15 protein-coding genes are annotated in these 18,193 nt (G+C 71.6%); 7 read left to right on the top strand and 8 right to left on the bottom strand.

From position 1 onward, the window contains the following. Nucleotides 1-50 precede the first annotated feature (50 nt). Nucleotides 51-545, top strand: a complete 495-nt coding sequence (locus QF035_RS47765) for a potassium channel family protein (protein WP_307528502.1) — start codon at nucleotides 51-53, stop codon at nucleotides 543-545. Between the two features lie 54 nt (nucleotides 546-599). Here the strand turns inward: QF035_RS47765 and QF035_RS47760 are convergent, their stop codons facing one another. The 4 genes from QF035_RS47760 to QF035_RS47745 form a co-directional block, all read right to left on the bottom strand. Beyond that, nucleotides 600-797, bottom strand: coding sequence for a hypothetical protein (locus QF035_RS47760; protein WP_307528500.1), 198 nt, complete (start codon nucleotides 795-797; stop codon nucleotides 600-602). A gap of 196 nt (nucleotides 798-993) precedes the next feature. After that, nucleotides 994-1,512 (bottom strand): hypothetical protein, encoded by a 519-nt coding sequence (locus tag QF035_RS47755; RefSeq protein WP_307528498.1) that lies wholly within the window; start codon nucleotides 1,510-1,512, stop codon nucleotides 994-996. A 39-nt stretch (nucleotides 1,513-1,551) separates the two neighbouring features. Then, entirely contained in the window at nucleotides 1,552-3,180 is a 1,629-nt protein-coding gene (locus QF035_RS47750) for an MFS transporter (RefSeq protein ID WP_307528496.1), read from the bottom strand. Nucleotides 3,181-3,410: 230 nt separating this feature from the next. Next, the gene (locus QF035_RS47745) at nucleotides 3,411-6,107 is read right to left on the bottom strand and encodes a LuxR C-terminal-related transcriptional regulator (RefSeq protein ID WP_307528494.1); all 2,697 of its coding nucleotides are present in this window, start codon (nucleotides 6,105-6,107) and stop codon (nucleotides 3,411-3,413) included. A 525-nt stretch (nucleotides 6,108-6,632) separates the two neighbouring features. Here QF035_RS47745 and QF035_RS47740 point away from each other — a divergent pair. The 6 genes from QF035_RS47740 to QF035_RS47715 all read left to right on the top strand — a co-directional run bounded on the left by QF035_RS47740 (nucleotide 6,633) and on the right by QF035_RS47715 (nucleotide 13,031). Further along, nucleotides 6,633-7,403 (top strand): response regulator transcription factor, encoded by a 771-nt coding sequence (locus QF035_RS47740; protein ID WP_307531919.1) that lies wholly within the window; start codon nucleotides 6,633-6,635, stop codon nucleotides 7,401-7,403. Further along, a complete protein-coding gene (locus tag QF035_RS47735) occupies nucleotides 7,390-9,501 on the top strand; it encodes a sensor histidine kinase (protein ID WP_307528492.1) in 2,112 nt (703 codons plus the stop codon). Before QF035_RS47740 ends, QF035_RS47735 begins: the two co-directional genes overlap by 14 nt. Before the next feature lie 123 nt (nucleotides 9,502-9,624). Continuing rightward, on the top strand, nucleotides 9,625-9,984 hold the full coding sequence (locus QF035_RS47730; RefSeq protein ID WP_307528490.1) for a hypothetical protein: 360 nt from the start codon (nucleotides 9,625-9,627) through the stop codon (nucleotides 9,982-9,984). Between the two features lie 131 nt (nucleotides 9,985-10,115). Continuing rightward, nucleotides 10,116-10,754 (top strand): class F sortase, encoded by a 639-nt coding sequence (locus QF035_RS47725; protein ID WP_373466840.1) that lies wholly within the window; start codon nucleotides 10,116-10,118, stop codon nucleotides 10,752-10,754. 229 nt (nucleotides 10,755-10,983) lie between these two features. Next, nucleotides 10,984-11,157 (top strand): hypothetical protein, encoded by a 174-nt coding sequence (locus tag QF035_RS47720; protein ID WP_307528488.1) that lies wholly within the window; start codon nucleotides 10,984-10,986, stop codon nucleotides 11,155-11,157. A 476-nt stretch (nucleotides 11,158-11,633) separates the two neighbouring features. Next, nucleotides 11,634-13,031, top strand: coding sequence for an MFS transporter (locus QF035_RS47715; protein WP_307528485.1), 1,398 nt, complete (start codon nucleotides 11,634-11,636; stop codon nucleotides 13,029-13,031). Nucleotides 13,032-13,108: 77 nt separating this feature from the next. Here the strand turns inward: QF035_RS47715 and QF035_RS47710 are convergent, their stop codons facing one another. The 4 genes from QF035_RS47710 to lnt all read right to left on the bottom strand — a co-directional run bounded on the left by QF035_RS47710 (nucleotide 13,109) and on the right by lnt (nucleotide 18,118). Further along, a complete protein-coding gene (locus tag QF035_RS47710) occupies nucleotides 13,109-15,034 on the bottom strand; it encodes a helix-turn-helix domain-containing protein (RefSeq protein WP_307528482.1) in 1,926 nt (641 codons plus the stop codon). A gap of 58 nt (nucleotides 15,035-15,092) precedes the next feature. Then, entirely contained in the window at nucleotides 15,093-15,893 is an 801-nt protein-coding gene (locus QF035_RS47705) for a 3-hydroxybutyrate dehydrogenase (protein ID WP_307528480.1), read from the bottom strand. 60 nt (nucleotides 15,894-15,953) lie between these two features. After that, nucleotides 15,954-16,427, bottom strand: coding sequence for an NUDIX hydrolase (locus tag QF035_RS47700; protein WP_307528478.1), 474 nt, complete (start codon nucleotides 16,425-16,427; stop codon nucleotides 15,954-15,956). Between the two features lie 77 nt (nucleotides 16,428-16,504). Further along, nucleotides 16,505-18,118 carry an apolipoprotein N-acyltransferase gene (gene lnt, locus QF035_RS47695; RefSeq protein ID WP_307528476.1) on the bottom strand — a complete coding sequence of 538 codons (1,614 nt, stop codon included), beginning with the start codon at nucleotides 18,116-18,118 and terminating at the stop codon, nucleotides 16,505-16,507. Between the last annotated feature and the right edge of the window lie 75 nt (nucleotides 18,119-18,193).

Below are 18,193 nucleotides of genomic sequence, written 5' to 3'. Positions count from 1 at the left end.
AGCAGGCGGCGTACCGGGGACGACCGGGTCCGGGGCGGCGGGAGACAGCCGTGTCCGTCGTACGAGCCGTGGGCATCGCGGCGGGTCTCGTCACCGCGTACTACCTGCTGCCCCTGGACGGGCGCGGCACGGCCCGCACCGCGACGCTGCTCACGTGCGGCCTGCTGGCGGTCGTCCTGGTCTTCCTCTGGGAGGTAAGGGCCATCGTGCGCTCGACCTCGCCCCGTCTGAAGGCCGTCGAGGCACTGGCCGTCACGCTGGCGCTGTATCTGGTGCTGTTCTCATCCGCCTACTACCTGCTGGACCATTCCTCCCCGGGCTCCTTCAGCGAACCGCTGACCAGGACCGACGCGCTGTACTTCACCCTGACCACCTTCGCCACCGTCGGGTTCGGCGACATCACGGCCCTGTCCCAGACAGGACGCGTGGTGACGATGCTCCAGATGCTCGGCGGACTGATCCTCGTGGGCATCGCGGCCAAGGTGCTCGCGGGCGCGGTCCGCGCGGGCCTGCGACGGCAGGGCCGGGAGCCACCGCCGGAGTAAGACGCACGAAGGACGGGCAAGGACGACTCAAGGAGCGGGCTTCCGGCGGAGGGCTCACTCCGGCAGCTGGCGCATCTCCAGGACCCGTAGTCCCAGCGACCGGCAGCGGGCCAGCAGCCCGTACAGGTGTGCCTCGTCGATGACGGAGCCGTACAGGACTGTCTGCCCGGACATCAGCACGTGATCCAGCTCCGGGAAGGCACCCGTCAGCGTCTTCGACATGTGACCGTCGACGCGGATCTCGTAGCGCATGAGCTGCTCCCGCGGGTGGCCTGGGACAGGCGGGCTGCGGCCTTACCCTGCGATCCTCCGCCTCGGCGGACCGCCGGGGCTCACCCCGTAGAGGTGATACGGCGGTCGGCACGCGCTTCACCTGCGTCGATGCTCCCCGCTCCCCGAGGCGGGGCTTCTCGCGCCAACGCCGTCAACGCGTCAATGCGTCAATGCGTCAATGCGTCAGGTAGATCTTGAACGCGATGATCAGCAGCCCGAGCAGCAGGTTCACCGAGGCGGTGGTGGCCACCAGGCGCCAGGAGGCGCCGGCCCGCCGTGCCGCGGCCGCCGACCAGCCCACCTGGCCCGCCACAGCGACCGCGAGGGCCAGCCACAGCGAGCCCGGCAGGTCGAGGCCCAGGAGGGGGCTGACGGCCAGGGCGACGGCAGGAGGGACGGCGGCCTTGACGATCGGCCACTCGTCACGGCACACCCGCAGCACGATCGCGCGGTCCAGACTCAGTTCCGCCAGGCGCGCCCCGAACAGCTGTGCGTGCACATGCGCGATCCAGAACGCCACGCCGGTGAGCAACAGCAGCAACACCAGTTCCAGCCGTGGGAACTCGCCCAGCGAGCCGGCGCCGACGATCACCGAGGCGGCGAGCATGGATCCGTAGACGCCACCCGTGTAGTCGGCACGCTCCCGGCGCTCGGCACTGCTCGCTCGGGCCGCTGTGCGCTCGGCCTCGGACATCGCGACCTCCCTCGGAGTCAGCCGGCCGGAGCCGATCGGTCAGCCGGTCGAGCCGATCGACCCGGTGGGCGCGCCGGCGTCGGGCTGCTTCGGACGGCCGGCCCCTCGGGTCGGCAGATGAGGCGTGACCAGGAAGCTGGCGAGTGTGATCCCGCCGGTGGCGAGGATCGCCGCCTTCAGACCGTTGAGCTGCGCCGACGCGTACGAGTCGCCGATGGCGTCGACCTCGGACGGCGGCAGCCCGGCGCGTTCGGCGGCCGAGCGCACCTGGTCGGTGGGCACGAAGGTGATGCCCGACTCGAGGGCGACTCCGGTCTGCTGCCGAGTCTCCTCCGACAGCTGCGGGTTCTTCTCCACCTGAGTGGTGAAGGCATGGGCCAGGGCGCCGATGAGCAGCGATCCGATGAGGGCGGTGCCGAGTGCGGAGCCCAGGTTCTGGGCGGTGAACTGCAGCCCGCCGACCTCGCTGCGTTCCTCGTCGCCCACGCTGGACTGGACGACATTGCCCAGCTGCGAGGCGAGCAGCCCCATGCCCACTCCGAGCAGGGCCATGGCTCCGGCGAACTGCGCGTCGTCGATCACCGGGTCGATGGTGGCAAGCAGCCATACGACGGCGCCGACCAGGGTCGCCAGGGCCAGCCGGACCACCCGGCGCGGTCCGGCCGCCCGACCGAGCCGGGCGGCGACCATGGAGGCCGCGAGCATGGTGATGGACACCGGGAGCAGTCTCAGACCTGTCTGGAAGGCGTCGAAACCCTGCACCACCTGCAGATACAGCGGGATGGTGAAGAACAGCCCCAGCAGGATGAGGTTCTGGCTCACCAGTGTCATCAGGCCGGATCGCAGCGCGGGCTTGCGCAGCAGGGGCAGATGCACCAGGGGCTCGGCGCCGGTCGCCTCGCGTCGTTTCTCCCAGTGCACGAAGGCGGCCAGCACGGCCACCCCGGCGGCGACGACGAACAGCGTGGGCGCGAAGCCGAAGACGGTGAAGGGCGGATTGCGGGGCTGCACCCATCCCCAGGAGCCGCTCTGCAGCACGCCGAGGACGCCGAGCGCGAGCCCGGTCGCCGAGAGCGCGGCACCCACTCCGTCCAGTCGGGGGCTCGGACCGGTCCTGGGTTCCTCCGTGATCGCCCGGTGGAAGCAGAGCACGATCAGGACGACCACGACCTCACCGGCGAACACCAGCCGCCAGGTGAGGTACGTCGTCACCCAGCCGCCCAGCAGCGGGCCGACCGCGATTCCGGCTCCGGCGAGTCCGCCGATGACGCCGTACGCGACGGCCCTGTCCCGCCCGCGGTACGCCTCGGCCACGAGGGCCGCCATGGCGGGCAGCACCAGCGCGGCGCCCAGTCCTTCGATGACCGACCAGCCCAGCGCGAGGACCCACAGGGTCGGGGCCACGGCGGTCAGGGCCGACCCGGTGGCGTAGACGACCAGCCCGAACAGGAACAGGCGACGGCGTCCGAAGATGTCTCCGAGCCGGCCGCCGATGATCATGAAGGCGGCCATGACCAGCGCGTACAGCGTGATGACGGCCTGGATCGCGGTGACCTCGGTGTCGAAGTCCTCCACCAGCTGGCTGATGGACACGTTCATGACGGAGGTGTCCAGAACCATCAGGAACTGGGCCGTACCCAGGACCATCAGCGCCCGCCAGTGCCTCAAGGTGCCCACCTCGCCGAGTCGCCCCGGGGCCCGGCGGAGTCCACCGGGCAGCGGCCGGCCGATGCCCTGCCGCCACCCCCATCGCACCCGAAGAACCGGCCCCGCGCCTCACCCCGCACGGGCGAGCCGGGCGCGGTGCGAAGGCCCTCCGCGGGACATGGGCACCCGGCTGGGCACGGGCCCCGGCAGGAGTCCCCGGCCGGGCAGGCTTCGAAGGCACAGCCACCTGCTCACAGCAGCCGCAGCTCCCGTGCGCGATGCACCGCGTCGTGGCGCCGGTTCACCGACAGCTTCCGGTAGACGCTCTTGAGGTGCGTCTTGACCGTGTTCACCGACACATACAGATCGGCGGCGATCTCCTCCGTCGACATCATCTGGGCGAGCCGTTCCAGTACGTCGTGCTCGCGCCCGCTCAGCTCCTCCACGACCGGTGCCGGCGGCTGGTCTCCAGGGCGAGCCCGCTGCGCGTCGCACGGTGGCGGTCCGGGGGTGAGCCAGCCCTCGGCCAGCCCGCGCAGCGGCACCGTGCCCAGCAGGGGCCGGATCCACGGTCCGGCTTCGAGGAAGGGGCGCCGCAGCCGTTCGCGCCGAGCCTCGTGGAGGGCATGGGCGACGAGTCTGCGCGCGGTGGCGGAGTCCCCGGCCCGGTCCGCGGCCTGGGCCCGCACCAGCGAGGCCCGGACGGTCACCGCGGGACCCGTACGGCTCTCGGGCCTCACTCGGTCGAGCAGGTCGAGCGCCTCGCCGGGCCGGCCCGCGGCGAGCTGGGCCCGTGCGGCCCCCACGACACACACCGGCTGGTCGCCGGGGACCTCCTGCAGCAGCTCGGCGGCCGTCTCCGGCCGGCCCTCCGCCAGGTGCGCGGCCGAGGTCACCAGCGCCTGGTGCGCCTCCGACCAGGGGGAGACCACGTCGGCGGCGACGCCCGGTTCCGCCGCTTCGAGCGCGGCGTGCGTCTCGCCGCGGGCCAGGAGCAGCCGCGCGGTGGCGAGGGCCCGCCCCGCGCGCATCACCGGGTCCCGCATCGCGTGCTGGGAGTCGGCCGCCGTGTCGAGGAGGGCCTGGGCCCGGTCGAGTTCGTTGCGGTCGACGGCCACGGCGGCCAGGACGAGCAGCTCGATGCCGGAGCCGGACTCCTCCCTCAGACCGAACCGGTCGGTCTCGGTGACCGCAGCCAGGGCCTTGCGCTCCGCCCGGCCGGGCCAGCCGTTCAGATAGTCGATCAGGGCCAGATGGCCGAGGGACTCCTCGCGCGGAAGGGCCGTCGAGGCTCCCCCGGAGCAGGCGACCGCCGTGCTCAGGGCGTCACGTGCGTCCTCGAAGCGCCCGGCCCACAGCCGCGTCGAGCCGAGATGGGTCGACAGCAGGGCGGCGACTTCGGGATGGGCGTCCAGGAGCTGGGCGGGCACCTCCTGCTGGAGTTCCTCGGCGGTCTCCGCCGCCGTCTCCGCCCTCGCCGGCGAACCGGTCAGCCGGGCGGCCAGGGCTTCCAGCAGGGCGCAGCTCAACCGGGCCGCCGCGAGGCCGGGAGGAGCGTCCCCGGCCGGTATCCGCTCTTCCTCCGCAAGGCTCTGCTCGGCGTGCCGCAGGTGGGGCAGACCATGGTCGAGGTCGCTCCGTGCCAGCTCACGGGCTGCCCGGACGAGATCCGTGGCGGTGCTCGTGGCCTCGGGGCCCATCCCCGAGAACAGCTCGGCCAGATGGTCCGAGCGGAGACCGGTGAAGAGCTGGCCGATGGCGAGGTCGTCGACGAGGGCGCCGGCGGTGAACTCCCAGTCGCCCGCGGCGGCACCGTGGCCGAGCGTCTCCGCGAGGGATCCGGAGTCCCGCAGCCAGGTCGCGGCCCGTCGGTGGAGTTCGGGCTCCAGACCGGGAGAGCGCATGCGCAGATGGGCGTGGAGGATCTCACCGAACAGCGGGTGGAGTCGGTACCGGTCGTGCCCGAGGTACTCGACGAACGCGTTCTCGCGGTGCAGCCCGGCCAGGACGGACTCGGCATCGGCTCGCCCGGTCAGCGCGTTCGCCAGCTCGGGACCGAAGCGGTCGAGGACGCTGACCCGCAGCAGGAGGTCCTGCGCCTCGGGGCTCTGCCGCTTGAGCACCTCCGCCAGCAGGAAGTCGGCCACCGTGGTGCGATCGACCTCGAACTCCTTCAGATACGTCTCCGGATCCGGGCTCTCCTGCGCGGCCAGGGCACACAGTCGCAGTCCGGCGGCCCATCCCCGGGTGCGCTCCACCAGGGTCCGCGCGGCGGACACCGGAACGCGCAGCTCGTGCAGCTCCAGCAGCGCGGCCGCCTCCTCGGGGGTGAAGGCCAGCTCCGCGGCCCTGATCTCGGTCATGTCTCCGACCGCCCGGTAGCGGTGCAGCGGCAGCAGGGGCTCAGTGCGGGTGACGAGGATCAGACGCATGCCCCGTCCCGCGTGGTGCAGGACGAATTCCAGCTGCTCCGCGATCTCCGGCGCCGTCACACGGTCGTACTCGTCGAGCACCACGATCACGGGCCGGTCCCGGTCGCTCAGACCTGCGGCGAGTCGCGTCAGCAGCGTCTGGTCCACGCGGCTCGCGTCGGCGGGGGAGCCGACCTCGGCGGGCGGCGGCACACCGGAGGCGCTCAGGGCCTGGAGGAAGTACGCCCAGAACATGCCGCAGCCCTGGGCCGTGGCGTCGTTGGTGAGCCAGGCGACGGGCCGGTCCCCTCGCACGGCCCAGTCGGCGGCCAGCAGGGTCTTGCCCGCGCCCGCGGCCCCGCTGACCATGGTCAACGGCGTCCGCAGAGCCTGGTCGAGGTGCCTGACCAGCCGTTCCCGTCGCAGGAACGTCGCGGGACGTGCCGGTATCGCGAACCGCGTGTGCAGGAACGGGTCTCCTTGGGGATCGGCGCACGATGTGGTCGGTTCCGGACCGTTCTCCTCCAGCCCAGCCATGGCGCTCACCACCACTGCTCGTCAGGTCATGGGCAGCGCTCCCCGTCAGCATCCCGCGGTTCCTGCACATGTGCACGCCAAACGGACGCCAGTGGTTTCTCCGAGGGCGGCAACGGCCTCCACCGCCGAGTCCTGTGGGTTCGTACGAGGCCGGTGCCCGCCCGCATCGCCCGCCTGGTCCTCGATCGGCTGGACGCCTGCGGTCAGGCCAAGCGTGTGAAGGCCCGCGGCTCGCTCCCCTCGGGCCGATCTTCTCTGCGACCCGGCCGACGTGATTGGTGTAGGCAGGCATCTCGTCGACGGCGTACACGGTCGGGCCGCGCCGTCCCTCCTGCACAAGCGCGTGGACGTACGGGAAGCCGCGCCGGGAGAACGTGCCGGCCGTCGGCCGACGGGGGCCTCGCCGAGACCGCGCCGACGCGGTCCGACGTCATGACGGTGGCCTGAACTCCCCGCCCGAAAAGGTCACTTGCCACCGTCCCCGGCTCCACGGTCGTTACGCTCTCCGGCGTGTGCGCAAACATCATGGTCGCTGAAGACGACACGAAGCAGGCCGAACTGGTGCGCCGTTATCTGGAGCACGAGGGACACACGGTCACGGTGGTGGAGGACGGCCGGACGGCTCTTGAGCAGGTTCGGCACCGGGAACCCGACCTGCTCGTCCTCGATGTGATGATGCCCCGGGCCGACGGCCTCGACGTGGTGCGGATCCTGCGCGCCGAGGGCCGCGAAGTGCTGGTGATGATGCTGACGGCCCGCAGTACCGAGGACGATCTGCTGCTCGGTCTGGACCTCGGTGCCGACGACTACGTGACCAAGCCGTTCAGTCCTCGTGAGCTGGTGGCCCGGGTGCGTACGCTCCTGCGCCGCAACCGGAGCTCCGAGGGGACCGCCCCCTCCGCCCCCGACCCCACGCCCGGCGCCGCCGGGGACGGGGCGCTGTCGGTGGGCGCTCTCAGAGTCGATCCGGCCCGGCACGAGGTGTCGGTCGGGGGGACGCCGGTCGTGTGCACGCCCGGCGAGTTCCGCATCCTGGCCGCGATGGCGGCGGAGCCCGACCGGGTCTTCACCCGGCAGCGGCTCCTGGAGGAACTGCACGGCTTCGACAAGTACATCAGCGGCCGCACCGTCGACGTACACGTCATGAATCTGCGCAAGAAGATCGAGCGCGCACCCCGGCGGCCGGACCGGCTGCTCACCGTTTTCGGCGTCGGCTACAAGCTGACGGATCCCGCGAGGACCAAGAGGACCGACACGAGTACCAACGCGAAGAGCGTGCGCCGTGCGTCGTCGTGACGAGCGGGCGCGGCTGCCGCTCCGCAAGAGCCTGCTCGGGCGCCTGCTGACCGTGTCGGCACTGGTGGCCTCGTGCTCGGTCGCCGCCACCGCCTGGCTCGCCGTGCAGACGACCTCCGGCGCGATCCGCCAGGAGCAGGGCCAGAACCTCAGCGCCGATGCCGAGATCTACAACACCCTGCTGGGGTACGCGGCGACCCACCCGGGCTGGGAGGGCGTCGACGGCACCGTGCGCAAACTGGCCGGGAAGTCCCAGCGCCGGATCGTGCTGACCACCCAGGACAAGCGACCCCTCTTCGACTCCTCCGACGACTCGAACGGCACCTCCTCCACCACCGCCCCGCTGCCACCGCAGGCCTCGGCGGTCGTCGACCCGCTGTCCGTCGACACCGTGCTGGTGCCCGACACCGCCTCCGCGGGCGCTGACCGCGTCGATCCACGTGCGGTGGGGCCGTTCCTGCTGCCCGCGCAGGAACGTACGCTCCTGCGGAAGGCCAGCGCCGACAGCGCGAAGTGCCTCGGTGCGGCGGGCATCGCCGCGGACGTCGTCGAGAGTCCGAGCGGGCGGTCCCGCGTCCAGTTCGTGAGCAGTGAGACCGACCGCTCCATGGAAGTGAAGTGCCTGACGTCCTACGCGTCCGGCCCCACGCCGACCGAGAGGAAGGCCCTGCGCGCGCTCAACCAACTGACCGACGCCTGTCTGAAGCGGCAGGGCCGCACGGGCGTGAAACTGAACCTGGACCTGTCCTGGGACCGCGGATACGGGACGGGAGGCACGGACACCGGCATACCGGCCGCGCTTCCCACGACCGGCCTCAGCAAGCAGGAGGCGGACGCCCAGCAGCGGGCCGCGGAGCAGAAGGCGGTCGAGGAGAAGGCGGCGCTGGCGAGGGCGGCCAAGGAGAAGGCGACCGATGACGGGCGCGTGCCCGCGGCTCACAGCAGCAAGCACGACCGGGCCATAGCCGCCTGCGTCGGCAGCGCCCGCCGCGAACAGCTCACGTCCTATGTCGCCGCGCCCGCACTGCTGTTCATCGACAGCACCGACGCCGCCGGCGTGCCCGGTTTCGACCTCTCACCGGCCAACACCGCACGCATCGCCGGGGTCACCGCCCTGGTCCTCGCCCTCACCGTCGGCGCCTCGGTGATCGCCGGAGCCCGGCTCGTACGCCCGTTGCACGCGCTCACCGGCGCCGCCCAGCGGATGCGGGACGGCATGGACTCGGCGCCCGTACCGGTCGGCTCGGACAACGAGATCGGACGGCTGGCGGCGGCCTTCAACGACATGGCCGCACACCGGGCGCGGCTGGAGGAGCAGCGCAAGGTGATGGTCAGCGACGTCGCCCATGAACTGCGTACTCCGCTGAGCAATATCCGCGGCTGGCTGGAGGCGGCGCAGGACGGTCTGGCCGAACCCGACCCGGCGTTCGTCTCCTCACTGCACGAGGAGGCGGTACAGCTTCAGCACATCGTCGACGATCTCCAGGACCTGGGGGCGGCCGACGTGGGCGCGCTGCGCCTGCATCTGGAGCCGGTGCGTGTGGACGACCTGCTCGGCCAGGTCGCCGCGGCGCACCAGGGGCTGGCCGAGACCGCGGGTGTCACCCTGGCGGTCCCCGCGGCGCCGCCCGACGCGCCCCGACCGCCGCTGCTCGACGCCGACCCCGTACGGCTGCGGCAGGCCATGAGCAACCTGGTCTCCAACGCCGTACGCCACACACCGTCCGGCGGCAGGGTGACGATGCGCTCGTACGTCACCGCTTCCGGGGACCAGGTGGCCGTAGAGGTGGCCGACACCGGCAGCGGCATCCCCGCGGACGACGTCCCTCATGTGTTCGACCGCTTCTGGCGGGCGGAGAAGTCCCGCAACCGGAGCACCGGCGGCAGCGGCCTCGGCCTGGCGATCGTCCTCAAGCTCGCCGAGGCCCACGGTGGCACGGCGAGTGTCGTGAGCACGGAGGGACAGGGCTCGGTCTTCACCCTGTGGCTGCCGGTCACCCGGGACGAAACAACCTCCACCGGACCGGAGAACGGACCGGAGGGGGCTGCGAAGAACCGCGGAATTCCGGGGGCCGGTGAGGCCCCTGGACAGCCCTGATGCGATGACCATGAGCTTCTGACAGCTTCTTCACAAGTGGGCGCAAGTGTGGGGCCATGCCCGGAACCTGGTGCGGCTCGCCAACCAGGTACCACCAAGGCCGGGCTGGAACTGGAGCGATACATGTCCCGCCAACGCACCCTGCGTTTCGCCGTTCTGACCGCCGTCGCGACCGGCGCGATGCTCGTCCCGGTCGGAGCGGCCGTCGCCGACGACCCGACGCCCACGCCGAGCGCGGTCACGGGAGAAGACAAGACCGCGGCCGAGAAGAAGGCCGAGGACGCCAAGAAGGCGAAGGAGCTCGAAGCCAGGAAGGCCGCGGCCGCCAAGGACCTTCCGAAGGGCGGCGTCGCCGCGGGCGAGGCCCCGGCCGAAGACACCGGCACCGCCACCCTCGTCGGTTCGGCCACCGGCGCTCTGCTGCTCGCGGGCGCCGGCACCATCGTCCTGCGCCGCCGCGCCGCGGGACGTCACAACGGCTGACGCTCGGCACAGCCCCACCGGGCACAACAGTGGCGCCGCCCGTCTCCGGGCGGCGCCACCGCGTGTGCGCCTGGTCCCGTAAGCCGTTCAGGTCCTCTGCCTCTGCCCTTGGTTCTGCTCTGGAGTCCGTTGTGTCACCTGCACCCCATCCGGCACGGCGCTTCGGCACGTTGCCGGCCCGTGCCCGCCTCGCCGTCGTCGTACCCGTGGTCCTCGCCGTGCTCACCGGCTGTTCGTCGGCCGCCGACAAGCCCGCCCCGGCCGCTCCCAACACCCCTGCCGCCGCCGGCAGTACCGCCTCGCCGGGCGCTCCGGAGGCCACACAGCCGGCCGTCCCCACCGAAGTCGCCATCCCCTCGGTCGGGATCACCAGTTCCCTGATGGAGCTCGGTCGCAACACGGACGGGACCGTGGAGGTCCCCCCGGCCGAGAAGGGCATGACCGCCGGCTGGTACATCGGCGGCTCCGTGCCCGGTGAGGTCGGTCCCGCCGTGATCATCGGCCACAACGACACCCGCTTCGGCAAGGCCGTCTTCCACGACCTCAAGAAGATCACCAAGGGTGCGGACATCACCGTCACCAACGACCGCGGCGAATCGGCGCACTTCACGGTCACGGACACCGAGAGCGTCAGCAAGGACTCCTTCCCGACCAAGAAGGTCTATGGCCCGACGAAGGACCGCGCCCTGCGACTGGTCACCTGCGACGGCGACTTCGACGCCCAGGGCCATCCGGTGAACAACCTCATCGTGTACGCGACGTTGGCGTGAGGCCTGAAGCCTTCTCAACCAGGAGTAGTTGTTCCCTTTCGTGCGGTAATCACAAAACACCGGCCAGAGGCACACCCACACCGGTACGGTGCCTACCAGATGGGGAGTGACGCACCTATCCCGGATTCGACGGGACGAATGGTGCCACTGTGCGACTGGGGGACCAATGTCGAACATTTCGACGGCAATCGACGCCCTGCTGCAGGCCCGGCTGCAGTAGTTACCCGAAGTGCAACGCGAAAGCGAGCGCTGGCACACGCTGGGCGAACACCTCGCCGAATTGGACGACGCACTCGCCGATCTGCGGGCGCACACCACCATGGACGCCGAATTGGCGACGGCCCTGCCGGCGCGACGGCCTGCGGCAGCCACTGCCGCACGGGAGACGGCAGATGACCGGTGAGACACAGCAGCCCGCCCACCAGCCCCGTCACCCACAGCACCTCATGCATGGGGCGGACGCCGGGCGGACCGGTCCACCCCCGCGAGAGCCCTGACGGATGACCGTTGACGGACGCGGGCCGAAGCGTGACGCCCATGCGGACGCCCGGCGCCGGGCAGGAGAGTCGATGAATGGGGTGACATGCTCACGACCCTCCCGATGTCACTCGCACAGGACGACGCCCTCGCAGACACGGACAAACCTGAGCGATACGTGTTTCGCGCCCAACCGGCTCCTGTTTCCCACCAGTAACGGCTCTCGCCGGCAACGGGACGGATCGTCAGGAGCCGGCGCGCTGAGGCCGCGGCGCCCTCATGGTGGTCGCACGCATTTCCCCACCCAGAACTATGGTGTCCCACCACATGTGCCGTGGACATGCGCCTTTCTAGGTTGTGCCGACACGTACACGTCCCCGCAACTGTCCGGAAGTGGTGCACATGGCCTCCGCAGCAACCGCTCCCCCACCCCCCGCCAGCCTCAAGCGCATCGTCGCCGCGAGCCTCATCGGCACCACCATCGAGTGGTACGACTTCTTTCTGTACGGATCCGCCGCCGCGCTCGTCTTCAACAAGCTGTTCTTCCCGGGCTCCGACCCGCTCGTCGGCACGTTGCTGTCGTTCCTGACGTACGCGGTGGGATTTGCCGCGCGGCCGCTCGGGGCGCTCGTGTTCGGGCACTACGGCGACCGGCTCGGGCGTAAGAAGCTGCTGGTCCTGAGTCTGCTGCTGATGGGCGGGGCGACCTTCGCGATCGGGCTGCTGCCCACGCACGCGACCGTCGGTACGGCGGCACCGGTGCTGCTGACCGTGCTGCGCCTGGTGCAGGGCTTCGCGCTGGGCGGGGAGTGGGGCGGCGCGGTGCTGCTCGTGTCGGAGCACGGGGACGCGCGGCGGCGCGGGTTCTGGGCCTCGTGGCCGCAGACCGGGGCCCCCGCCGGGCAGTTGCTGGCGACGGGCGTACTGTCGCTGCTGACCGCCGTGCTGTCGGACGCCGCCTTCACCTCATGGGGCTGGCGCATCCCCTTCCTGCTGTCGGGTGTGCTGGTGATCGTCGGTTTGTGGATTCGTCTGTCTGTCGATGAATCGCCTGTCTTCAAGGCGGCCCTCGCACAGGCCGAGGCGCGCAAGGCGACCCAGGACGGTGCCGCCGAGAAGCTGCCGCTGGTCTCCGTACTGCGCCACCACTGGCGGGACGTCCTGATCGCCATGGGCGCGCGCATGGCGGAGAACATCAGCTACTACGTGATCACCGCCTTCATCCTCGTGTACGCCACCACCTCGGCCGGTCTGTCCAAGCAGACCGCGCTGAACGCGGTGCTCATCGCCTCCGCCGTCCACTTCGCGGTCATCCCTCTGTGGGGCGCCCTGTCCGACCGCGTGGGCCGTCGGCCGGTGTATCTGCTGGGCGCGGCCGGTATCGGTCTGTGGATGTTCCCGTTCTTCTCGCTCATCGACACGGGGACTTTCGGGAACCTGATCCTCGCCGTGACCGTGGGTCTGGTCCTGCACGGAGCCATGTACGCGCCCCAGGCCGCCTTCTTCTCGGAGATGTTCGCGACCCGCATGCGCTACTCCGGCGCTTCGATCGGCGCCCAGTTCGCGTCGGTCGCCGCCGGCGCGCCCGCACCGCTCATCGCGACCGCGCTCCTCGCGGACTACGACAGCTCCACGCCGATCTCCCTGTACGTGATCGGGGCGGTCGTGCTGACACTGATCGCGGTGGGCGTGGCGAAGGAGACCCGGCACCGCGACCTCGCCGACGTGGCGGGCGAGACCGGCCCCGACACGGAGGCCGCGAAGACGTCCGCCCGCACCGCGGACGCCCGTACGGTCTGACTCGTCCGGTCCGAGTCGGTGGCCCCGGATCCGACCCCCGTGCGCCCGCGCGTACGGGGGTCATCCGCGCGCGGGGGTCAGTGCTGTCCGGTGGACGTCAACCGGTGGAGCCGCAGGGCGAGCTGGATCTCCAGCGCCCGGGCCGGGCTCTGCCAGTCGGGGCCGAGCAGGCGGCCCACCCGCTCCAGGCGCTGCGCGACCGTGTTGACGTGGACGTGCAGCTCGTCCTTGGTGCGCGCGGGGCTCATGCCGCAGGCGAAGTACGCGTCCAGGGTGTGCAGGAGATCGGTGCCGCGCTTCTCGTCGTACGTGACGACCTGGCCGATGGTGCGCTCGACGAAGCCGGAGATGTCCCTGCTCCCGGCGAGCAGCAGCCCCAGGAACCCGAAGTCCTCCGCGGCGGCGCCGTCCCCGGTGCGGCCGAGCAGCCGCAGCGCTTCGAGGCATCGCTGCCCTTCGGTGTAAGCCTCGGCCACGGTGTCCGGGCGGGCGGCGAGGTCGTGGACGGGCGCGGAGGCGCCGACGGTGACCGCCTCGTGCACGGCGGTGCCCAGCTCCTTGGCCGTGCGGCGGGCCAGCTCCGTCGCGGTGTCACCGGGGCTCAGGGGCAGCAGCAGGACGGTGCCGCCGTCGCGTGCGGCGGCCAGTCCGTGCCGGGTGGCGGCGAGGTGGGAGGCGGCGGACCATAGCCTGCGGCGGGCGGCGGCCTCGTGGTCGGCGTCGGCGGCCGTGGCGTCCAGGCGGGAGGCCAGCACCACGTGGGTGGCGTCGAGGTCGGCGTCCAGCCGGGCCGCGCGCTCGCGCAGCAGCCGGGGATCGCGGTCCCGCGCGTCGAGCAGATCGTCCAGCAGCTCACCGCGGACGCGCTGTTCGGCCTCGGAGGCCGAGCGCCGGGCGAGCAGCAGGAGCGAGGTGACCATGGCCGCCCGCTCCAGAGTGCGCTGGTCGACGGGGTCGAGCCCCGGATGGCCGCGCAGCACCAGCGCGCCGAGCAGTTCGCCGCCGGCGGTCACGGCCGCGACCCAGTCGTCCCCGTGCCGGACGGCGTGTCCCTCGGCCCGTGACACCTCCAGGGCGTCACCGGGTGCGGCACCGGCGTCGGCGAACTGCACGCTGCCGTCGAGGATCTCGGAGACCGCGGCCGACACGTCGTGGACCCCGCCTCCCCGCAGCACCAGCTCGGCCAGCCGGTCGTGGACGTCGGAGGCCCGCTCGATGACCCCGCTGCGGTCGCGGATGATCTCGTTGGCCCGCTCCAGGTCCGACAGTGCCTCGCGGGTCTCGGTGAGCAGGTTCGCGGTGTCGATGGCGGCGGCCGCGAGGGCGGCGAACGAGCCGAGCAGCGCGATCTGTTCCCGCTCGAAGACCCGCGCCCGGCGATCGGCGGCGAACAGGACGCCGATGACATGTGGCCCGAGCATGAGGGGCACGCCGAGGATCGCCACCAGCCCCTCGTCCCGTACGCCCGCGTCGATGGTCGAGGTGTGCTGGAAGCGGTCGTCCTGGAAGTAGTCGTCGGTGACATAGGGGCGGGCCGTCTGGGCGACGAGTCCGCCGAGGCCCTCCCCCATGCCGAGCCGCAGCTGCTGGAAGCGTGCCGCGACCGATCCCTCGGTGACCCGCATGTACGTGTCGCCCTCGGCCGGGTCGTTCAGGCTCAGGTACGCGACGTCCGTGCCCAGCAGGGAGCGGGCGCGCTGCACGATCGCCTGGAGCACGGCGTCGAGGTCGCGCAGGCCCGCCAGGTCGTGGGCCGTCTCGAAGAGCGCGGACAGCTCGGCCTCGCGTCTGCGTCGCCCCTCCATCTCCGAGCGCACGCGCAGCGCGAGGAGCTTGGCGCGCTCCAGAGCGGCGATCCGGTCGGGCGGCAGCCCGTCCGCGCGGGCGAGCAGGACCGGCTGCTCGTACGCGTCGGCGGACGCGCCGCGGGCCAGCAGCTCCAGGAACGGCGCCTCGGCGCTCGCCTCGGAGCGCTCGGCGGACTGCAATTGATCGCGAGACATGTCCACCAGGATTACCCGTCGCACCGACAGCCTGACCAGCCCTGTGGACAACTCGTGCTCAGTGCGCGGTCCAGCCGCCGTCGAGGACCAGTGAGGTCCCGGTGACGAAGGACGCGGCCGGGCCGCACAGGTATGCCACGGCCTCGGCGACCTCGTCCGGTTCGATGAGGCGCTTGACCGCGCTGTCCTGCAGCAGGATCTCGCCGAGCACCCGCTCCTCGGGGATGCCGTGGGCGGCGGCCTGGTCGGCGAGCTGCTTCTCGACCAGTGGGGTGCGCACATAGGCGGGGTTCACACAGTTCGAGGTGACTCCGTGGGGGGCGCCCTCCAGGGCCGCGGTCTTGGAGAGGCCCTCCAGCCCGTGTTTCGCCGCCACATACGCCGACTTGAAGGCAGAGGCGCGGAGCCCATGTACGGACGACACATTGACGATACGGCCCCAGCCCTGCCCGTACATGTGCGGGAGCGCCCCGCGGATCAGCCGGAACGGGGCCTCCAGCATCACGGTCAGCACGGTGTGGAAGGTGTCGGGCGGGAACTCCTCGATGGGGCGCACCAGTTGGAGCCCGGCGTTGTTGACGAGGATGTCGGTGCCGGCCGCGGCGGACTCCGCGGCGTCCAGGTCGGTGAGGTCGAGGACATGCGGTGCGACCGTGCCCGCGAGGCCGCGGGCCTGTTCGGTGAGGGTGTCCAGTCCCCCGGCGTCCCGGTCGACCGCCCGTACCTTGGCCCCGGCCGCGGCGAGCCGCAGTGCGCAGGCACGGCCGATGCCACCCGCGGCGCCGGTGACGAGGGCGATACGGCCGCCGAGGTCGAGGGACGGGGCGTGGGGGCCTGCGAGGGCGCTGGGCGCGGTCATGCCCCGACCCTAGGCAGCGGCCACGCCCCGACCGATGTGGTCGCAACCCACACTTCGCGCTCAGGGCATGGGTTCGAACCACGTGGGCTCGTCGGACAGCGCCTGCTTGATCCGGAACAGTCCGTGCTCGGTCAGCTCCGGCAGCGCGTCCACGTCGAACCAGCCCACCTCCAGCGATTCGTCGTCGTTGACGCGGGCCTCCCCGCCGACGGCCCGGCACCGGATGGTGATGTCCATGAACTGGCAGACGTCGCCGTTCGGGTACGTGGTCGGCGTCAGGGCCTGTACGAGCACGACGCGCTCGGTGACACACCGGACGCCCGTCTCCTCGTACACCTCCCGCACGGCACAGGCCGCGGGCTGCTCCCCCGGGTCCGACATTCCCGCGATGACAGCCCACTTGCCGGTGTCGGCCCGGCGCCCCAACAGCACTCTGCCCTCGTCGTCGAAGACGACGGCGGTGACTCCGGGGAGCCAGAGCAGTTGTTGGCCGGCGGTGGCCCGGATCGTACGAATGAAGTCAGGAGTAGCCATGGGCCGACCCTAACGGCCCGGTTTCGCCGGCTCGGCGCATTCCGGACGCGCACTGGCAGCGCACTGCGGGCGTACGGCTACGCGTCACCGGCGCGTCGTGCGCGTACCGCTGACGTCACGGCCCAGCCGAGGCCGCCCGCGGCGATCAGTACCAAGAGCATTTCCGGCGCGATTCCGACCCGCGTGGCGGGCGTCTCGGAGGAACGCAGCGGCACCTTCTGGACGAGGGAGTCCGCCACGAACATGCCGGTCCGCTGGGTGATCTTCCCGTCCGGCATGATCACGGCGCTGACGCCACTGGTCACCGGGACGGTGACGGTGCGGCTGTGCTCGACCGCGCGGATCCGGGACATCGCGAGCTGCTGGTAGGTCATCTCGCTGCGGTCGAACGTGGCGTTGTTGCTCGGCACCGAGATCATCTGTGCGCCATGGGTGACGGTGTCGCGCACGGCCCAGTCGAAGGCGGCCTCGTAGCAGGTCGCGAGGCCGACCTGGGTGCCCGCCATGGTGAACACGCCCGGCTCGGTGCCGCGGCTGAAGTCCTGGCGGACCATGGAGGTCCAGTTGTCGTTGATGGCTCCGATGAGGGACCGCAGGGGGAGGTACTCGCCGAACGGCTGGACCTGCCGCTTGTCGTAGGTGGCGCCGGGTCCCTTCTGCGGGTCCCAGAGGATCTGCTCGTTGTAGAGCTTGCCGTTCTTCTCGACGACACCGCCGACCGAGATGGGCGCGCCGATCGCCTTGGCCGCCTTGTCGATCACGGCGTAGGCGTCGGGGTTGCGGAACGGGTCGATGTCGGAGGAGTTCTCCGGCCACAGCACGAAATCGGGCTGAGCGACCTTGCCCGCCTTGATCTGCGCGGCGAGGCGCTCGGTCTCCCGGGCGTGGTAGTCGAGGACCGCGCGCCGCTGGGAGTTGAAGTCGAGGCCCGCGCGCGGCACGTTGCCCTGGATGACGGCGACGGTCGCGGTGCCGTTCTCGGCCTTGTCGCTGACCAGGGGCCGTGCGGCGAAGGCGCCGAGTACGGGGAGGAGGAAGCTGAGCAGGGCCACCGCGGCGGCTCCGCGGCGTACGGCACGGGTCCGCCGCGTCTCGACGACCAGGCGGACGATCTCGTAGAGGCCGAAGCCGCACAGGACGACCGCGAATCCGAGCACCGGGGTGCCGCCCAGCGCCGCGAGCGGCAGGAAGACGCCGTCCGCCTGCCCGAAGGCGATCTTGCCCCAGGGGAAGCCGCCGAACGGGGCACGCGCGCGTGCCGCCTCGCCGGCGATCCACAGGGCGGCGGCCCACAGGGGCCAGCCGGGCAGCTTCGACACGACCGCGATACCGGCGCCGACGAGCGCGACGTACACCGCCTCGATGACGACCAGCGCGATCCACGGACCGGGCCCGACCTCCACGCCGGTCCACACGAGCAGGGGCAGCAGGAAGCCGAGGCCGAAGAGGTAGCCGAGACCGAGGCCCGCCTTCCAGGTGCGGCCGCGCAGCAACCAGCCGAAGACCGCGAAGGCCGGCAGGGCCAGCCACCACAGTGTGCGCGGCGGGAAGCTGACGTAGAGCAGCACTCCGGAGAGTGCCGCGGTGGCGGCCGGAGCGAGCCGCCGCATCAGCCCGACCACGCGCGAAACGGGCCGGGCCTGCGGTTCGAGCTGTTCCGGCTCGTCTACGGAGGTTGCTGTGACGGTCACCCCCGGAGTGTACGGCGGGTGGTCACGACGCCGACAGCGCGGCCCTGGTCACCTGCCCGGACACTCCCCCTCCCA

This window comes from Streptomyces umbrinus (assembly GCF_030817415.1).
In the GTDB taxonomy this organism is placed as follows: Bacteria; Actinomycetota; Actinomycetes; order Streptomycetales; family Streptomycetaceae; genus Streptomyces; species Streptomyces umbrinus_A.
Note: the sequence above shows the minus strand (reverse complement) of the source record. Positions and strands in the feature narration are given on the sequence as shown.

Bases quoted from the DNA above. Each gene is read 5' to 3' on its own strand.
- QF035_RS47710 (WP_307528482.1), bottom strand. From the start codon at position 15,034: ATGTCTCGCGATCAATTGCAGTCCGCCGAGCGCTCCGAGGCGAGCGCC.
- QF035_RS47760 (WP_307528500.1), bottom strand. From the start codon at position 797: ATGCGCTACGAGATCCGCGTCGACGGTCACATGTCGAAGACGCTGACG.
- QF035_RS47715 (WP_307528485.1), top strand. From the start codon at position 11,634: ATGGCCTCCGCAGCAACCGCTCCCCCACCCCCCGCCAGCCTCAAGCGC.
- QF035_RS47740 (WP_307531919.1), top strand. From the start codon at position 6,633: ATGGTCGCTGAAGACGACACGAAGCAGGCCGAACTGGTGCGCCGTTAT.
- QF035_RS47705 (WP_307528480.1), bottom strand. From the start codon at position 15,893: ATGACCGCGCCCAGCGCCCTCGCAGGCCCCCACGCCCCGTCCCTCGAC.
- QF035_RS47730 (WP_307528490.1), top strand. From the start codon at position 9,625: ATGTCCCGCCAACGCACCCTGCGTTTCGCCGTTCTGACCGCCGTCGCG.
- QF035_RS47745 (WP_307528494.1), bottom strand. From the start codon at position 6,107: ATGGCTGGGCTGGAGGAGAACGGTCCGGAACCGACCACATCGTGCGCC.
- QF035_RS47755 (WP_307528498.1), bottom strand. From the start codon at position 1,512: ATGTCCGAGGCCGAGCGCACAGCGGCCCGAGCGAGCAGTGCCGAGCGC.
- QF035_RS47700 (WP_307528478.1), bottom strand. From the start codon at position 16,427: ATGGCTACTCCTGACTTCATTCGTACGATCCGGGCCACCGCCGGCCAA.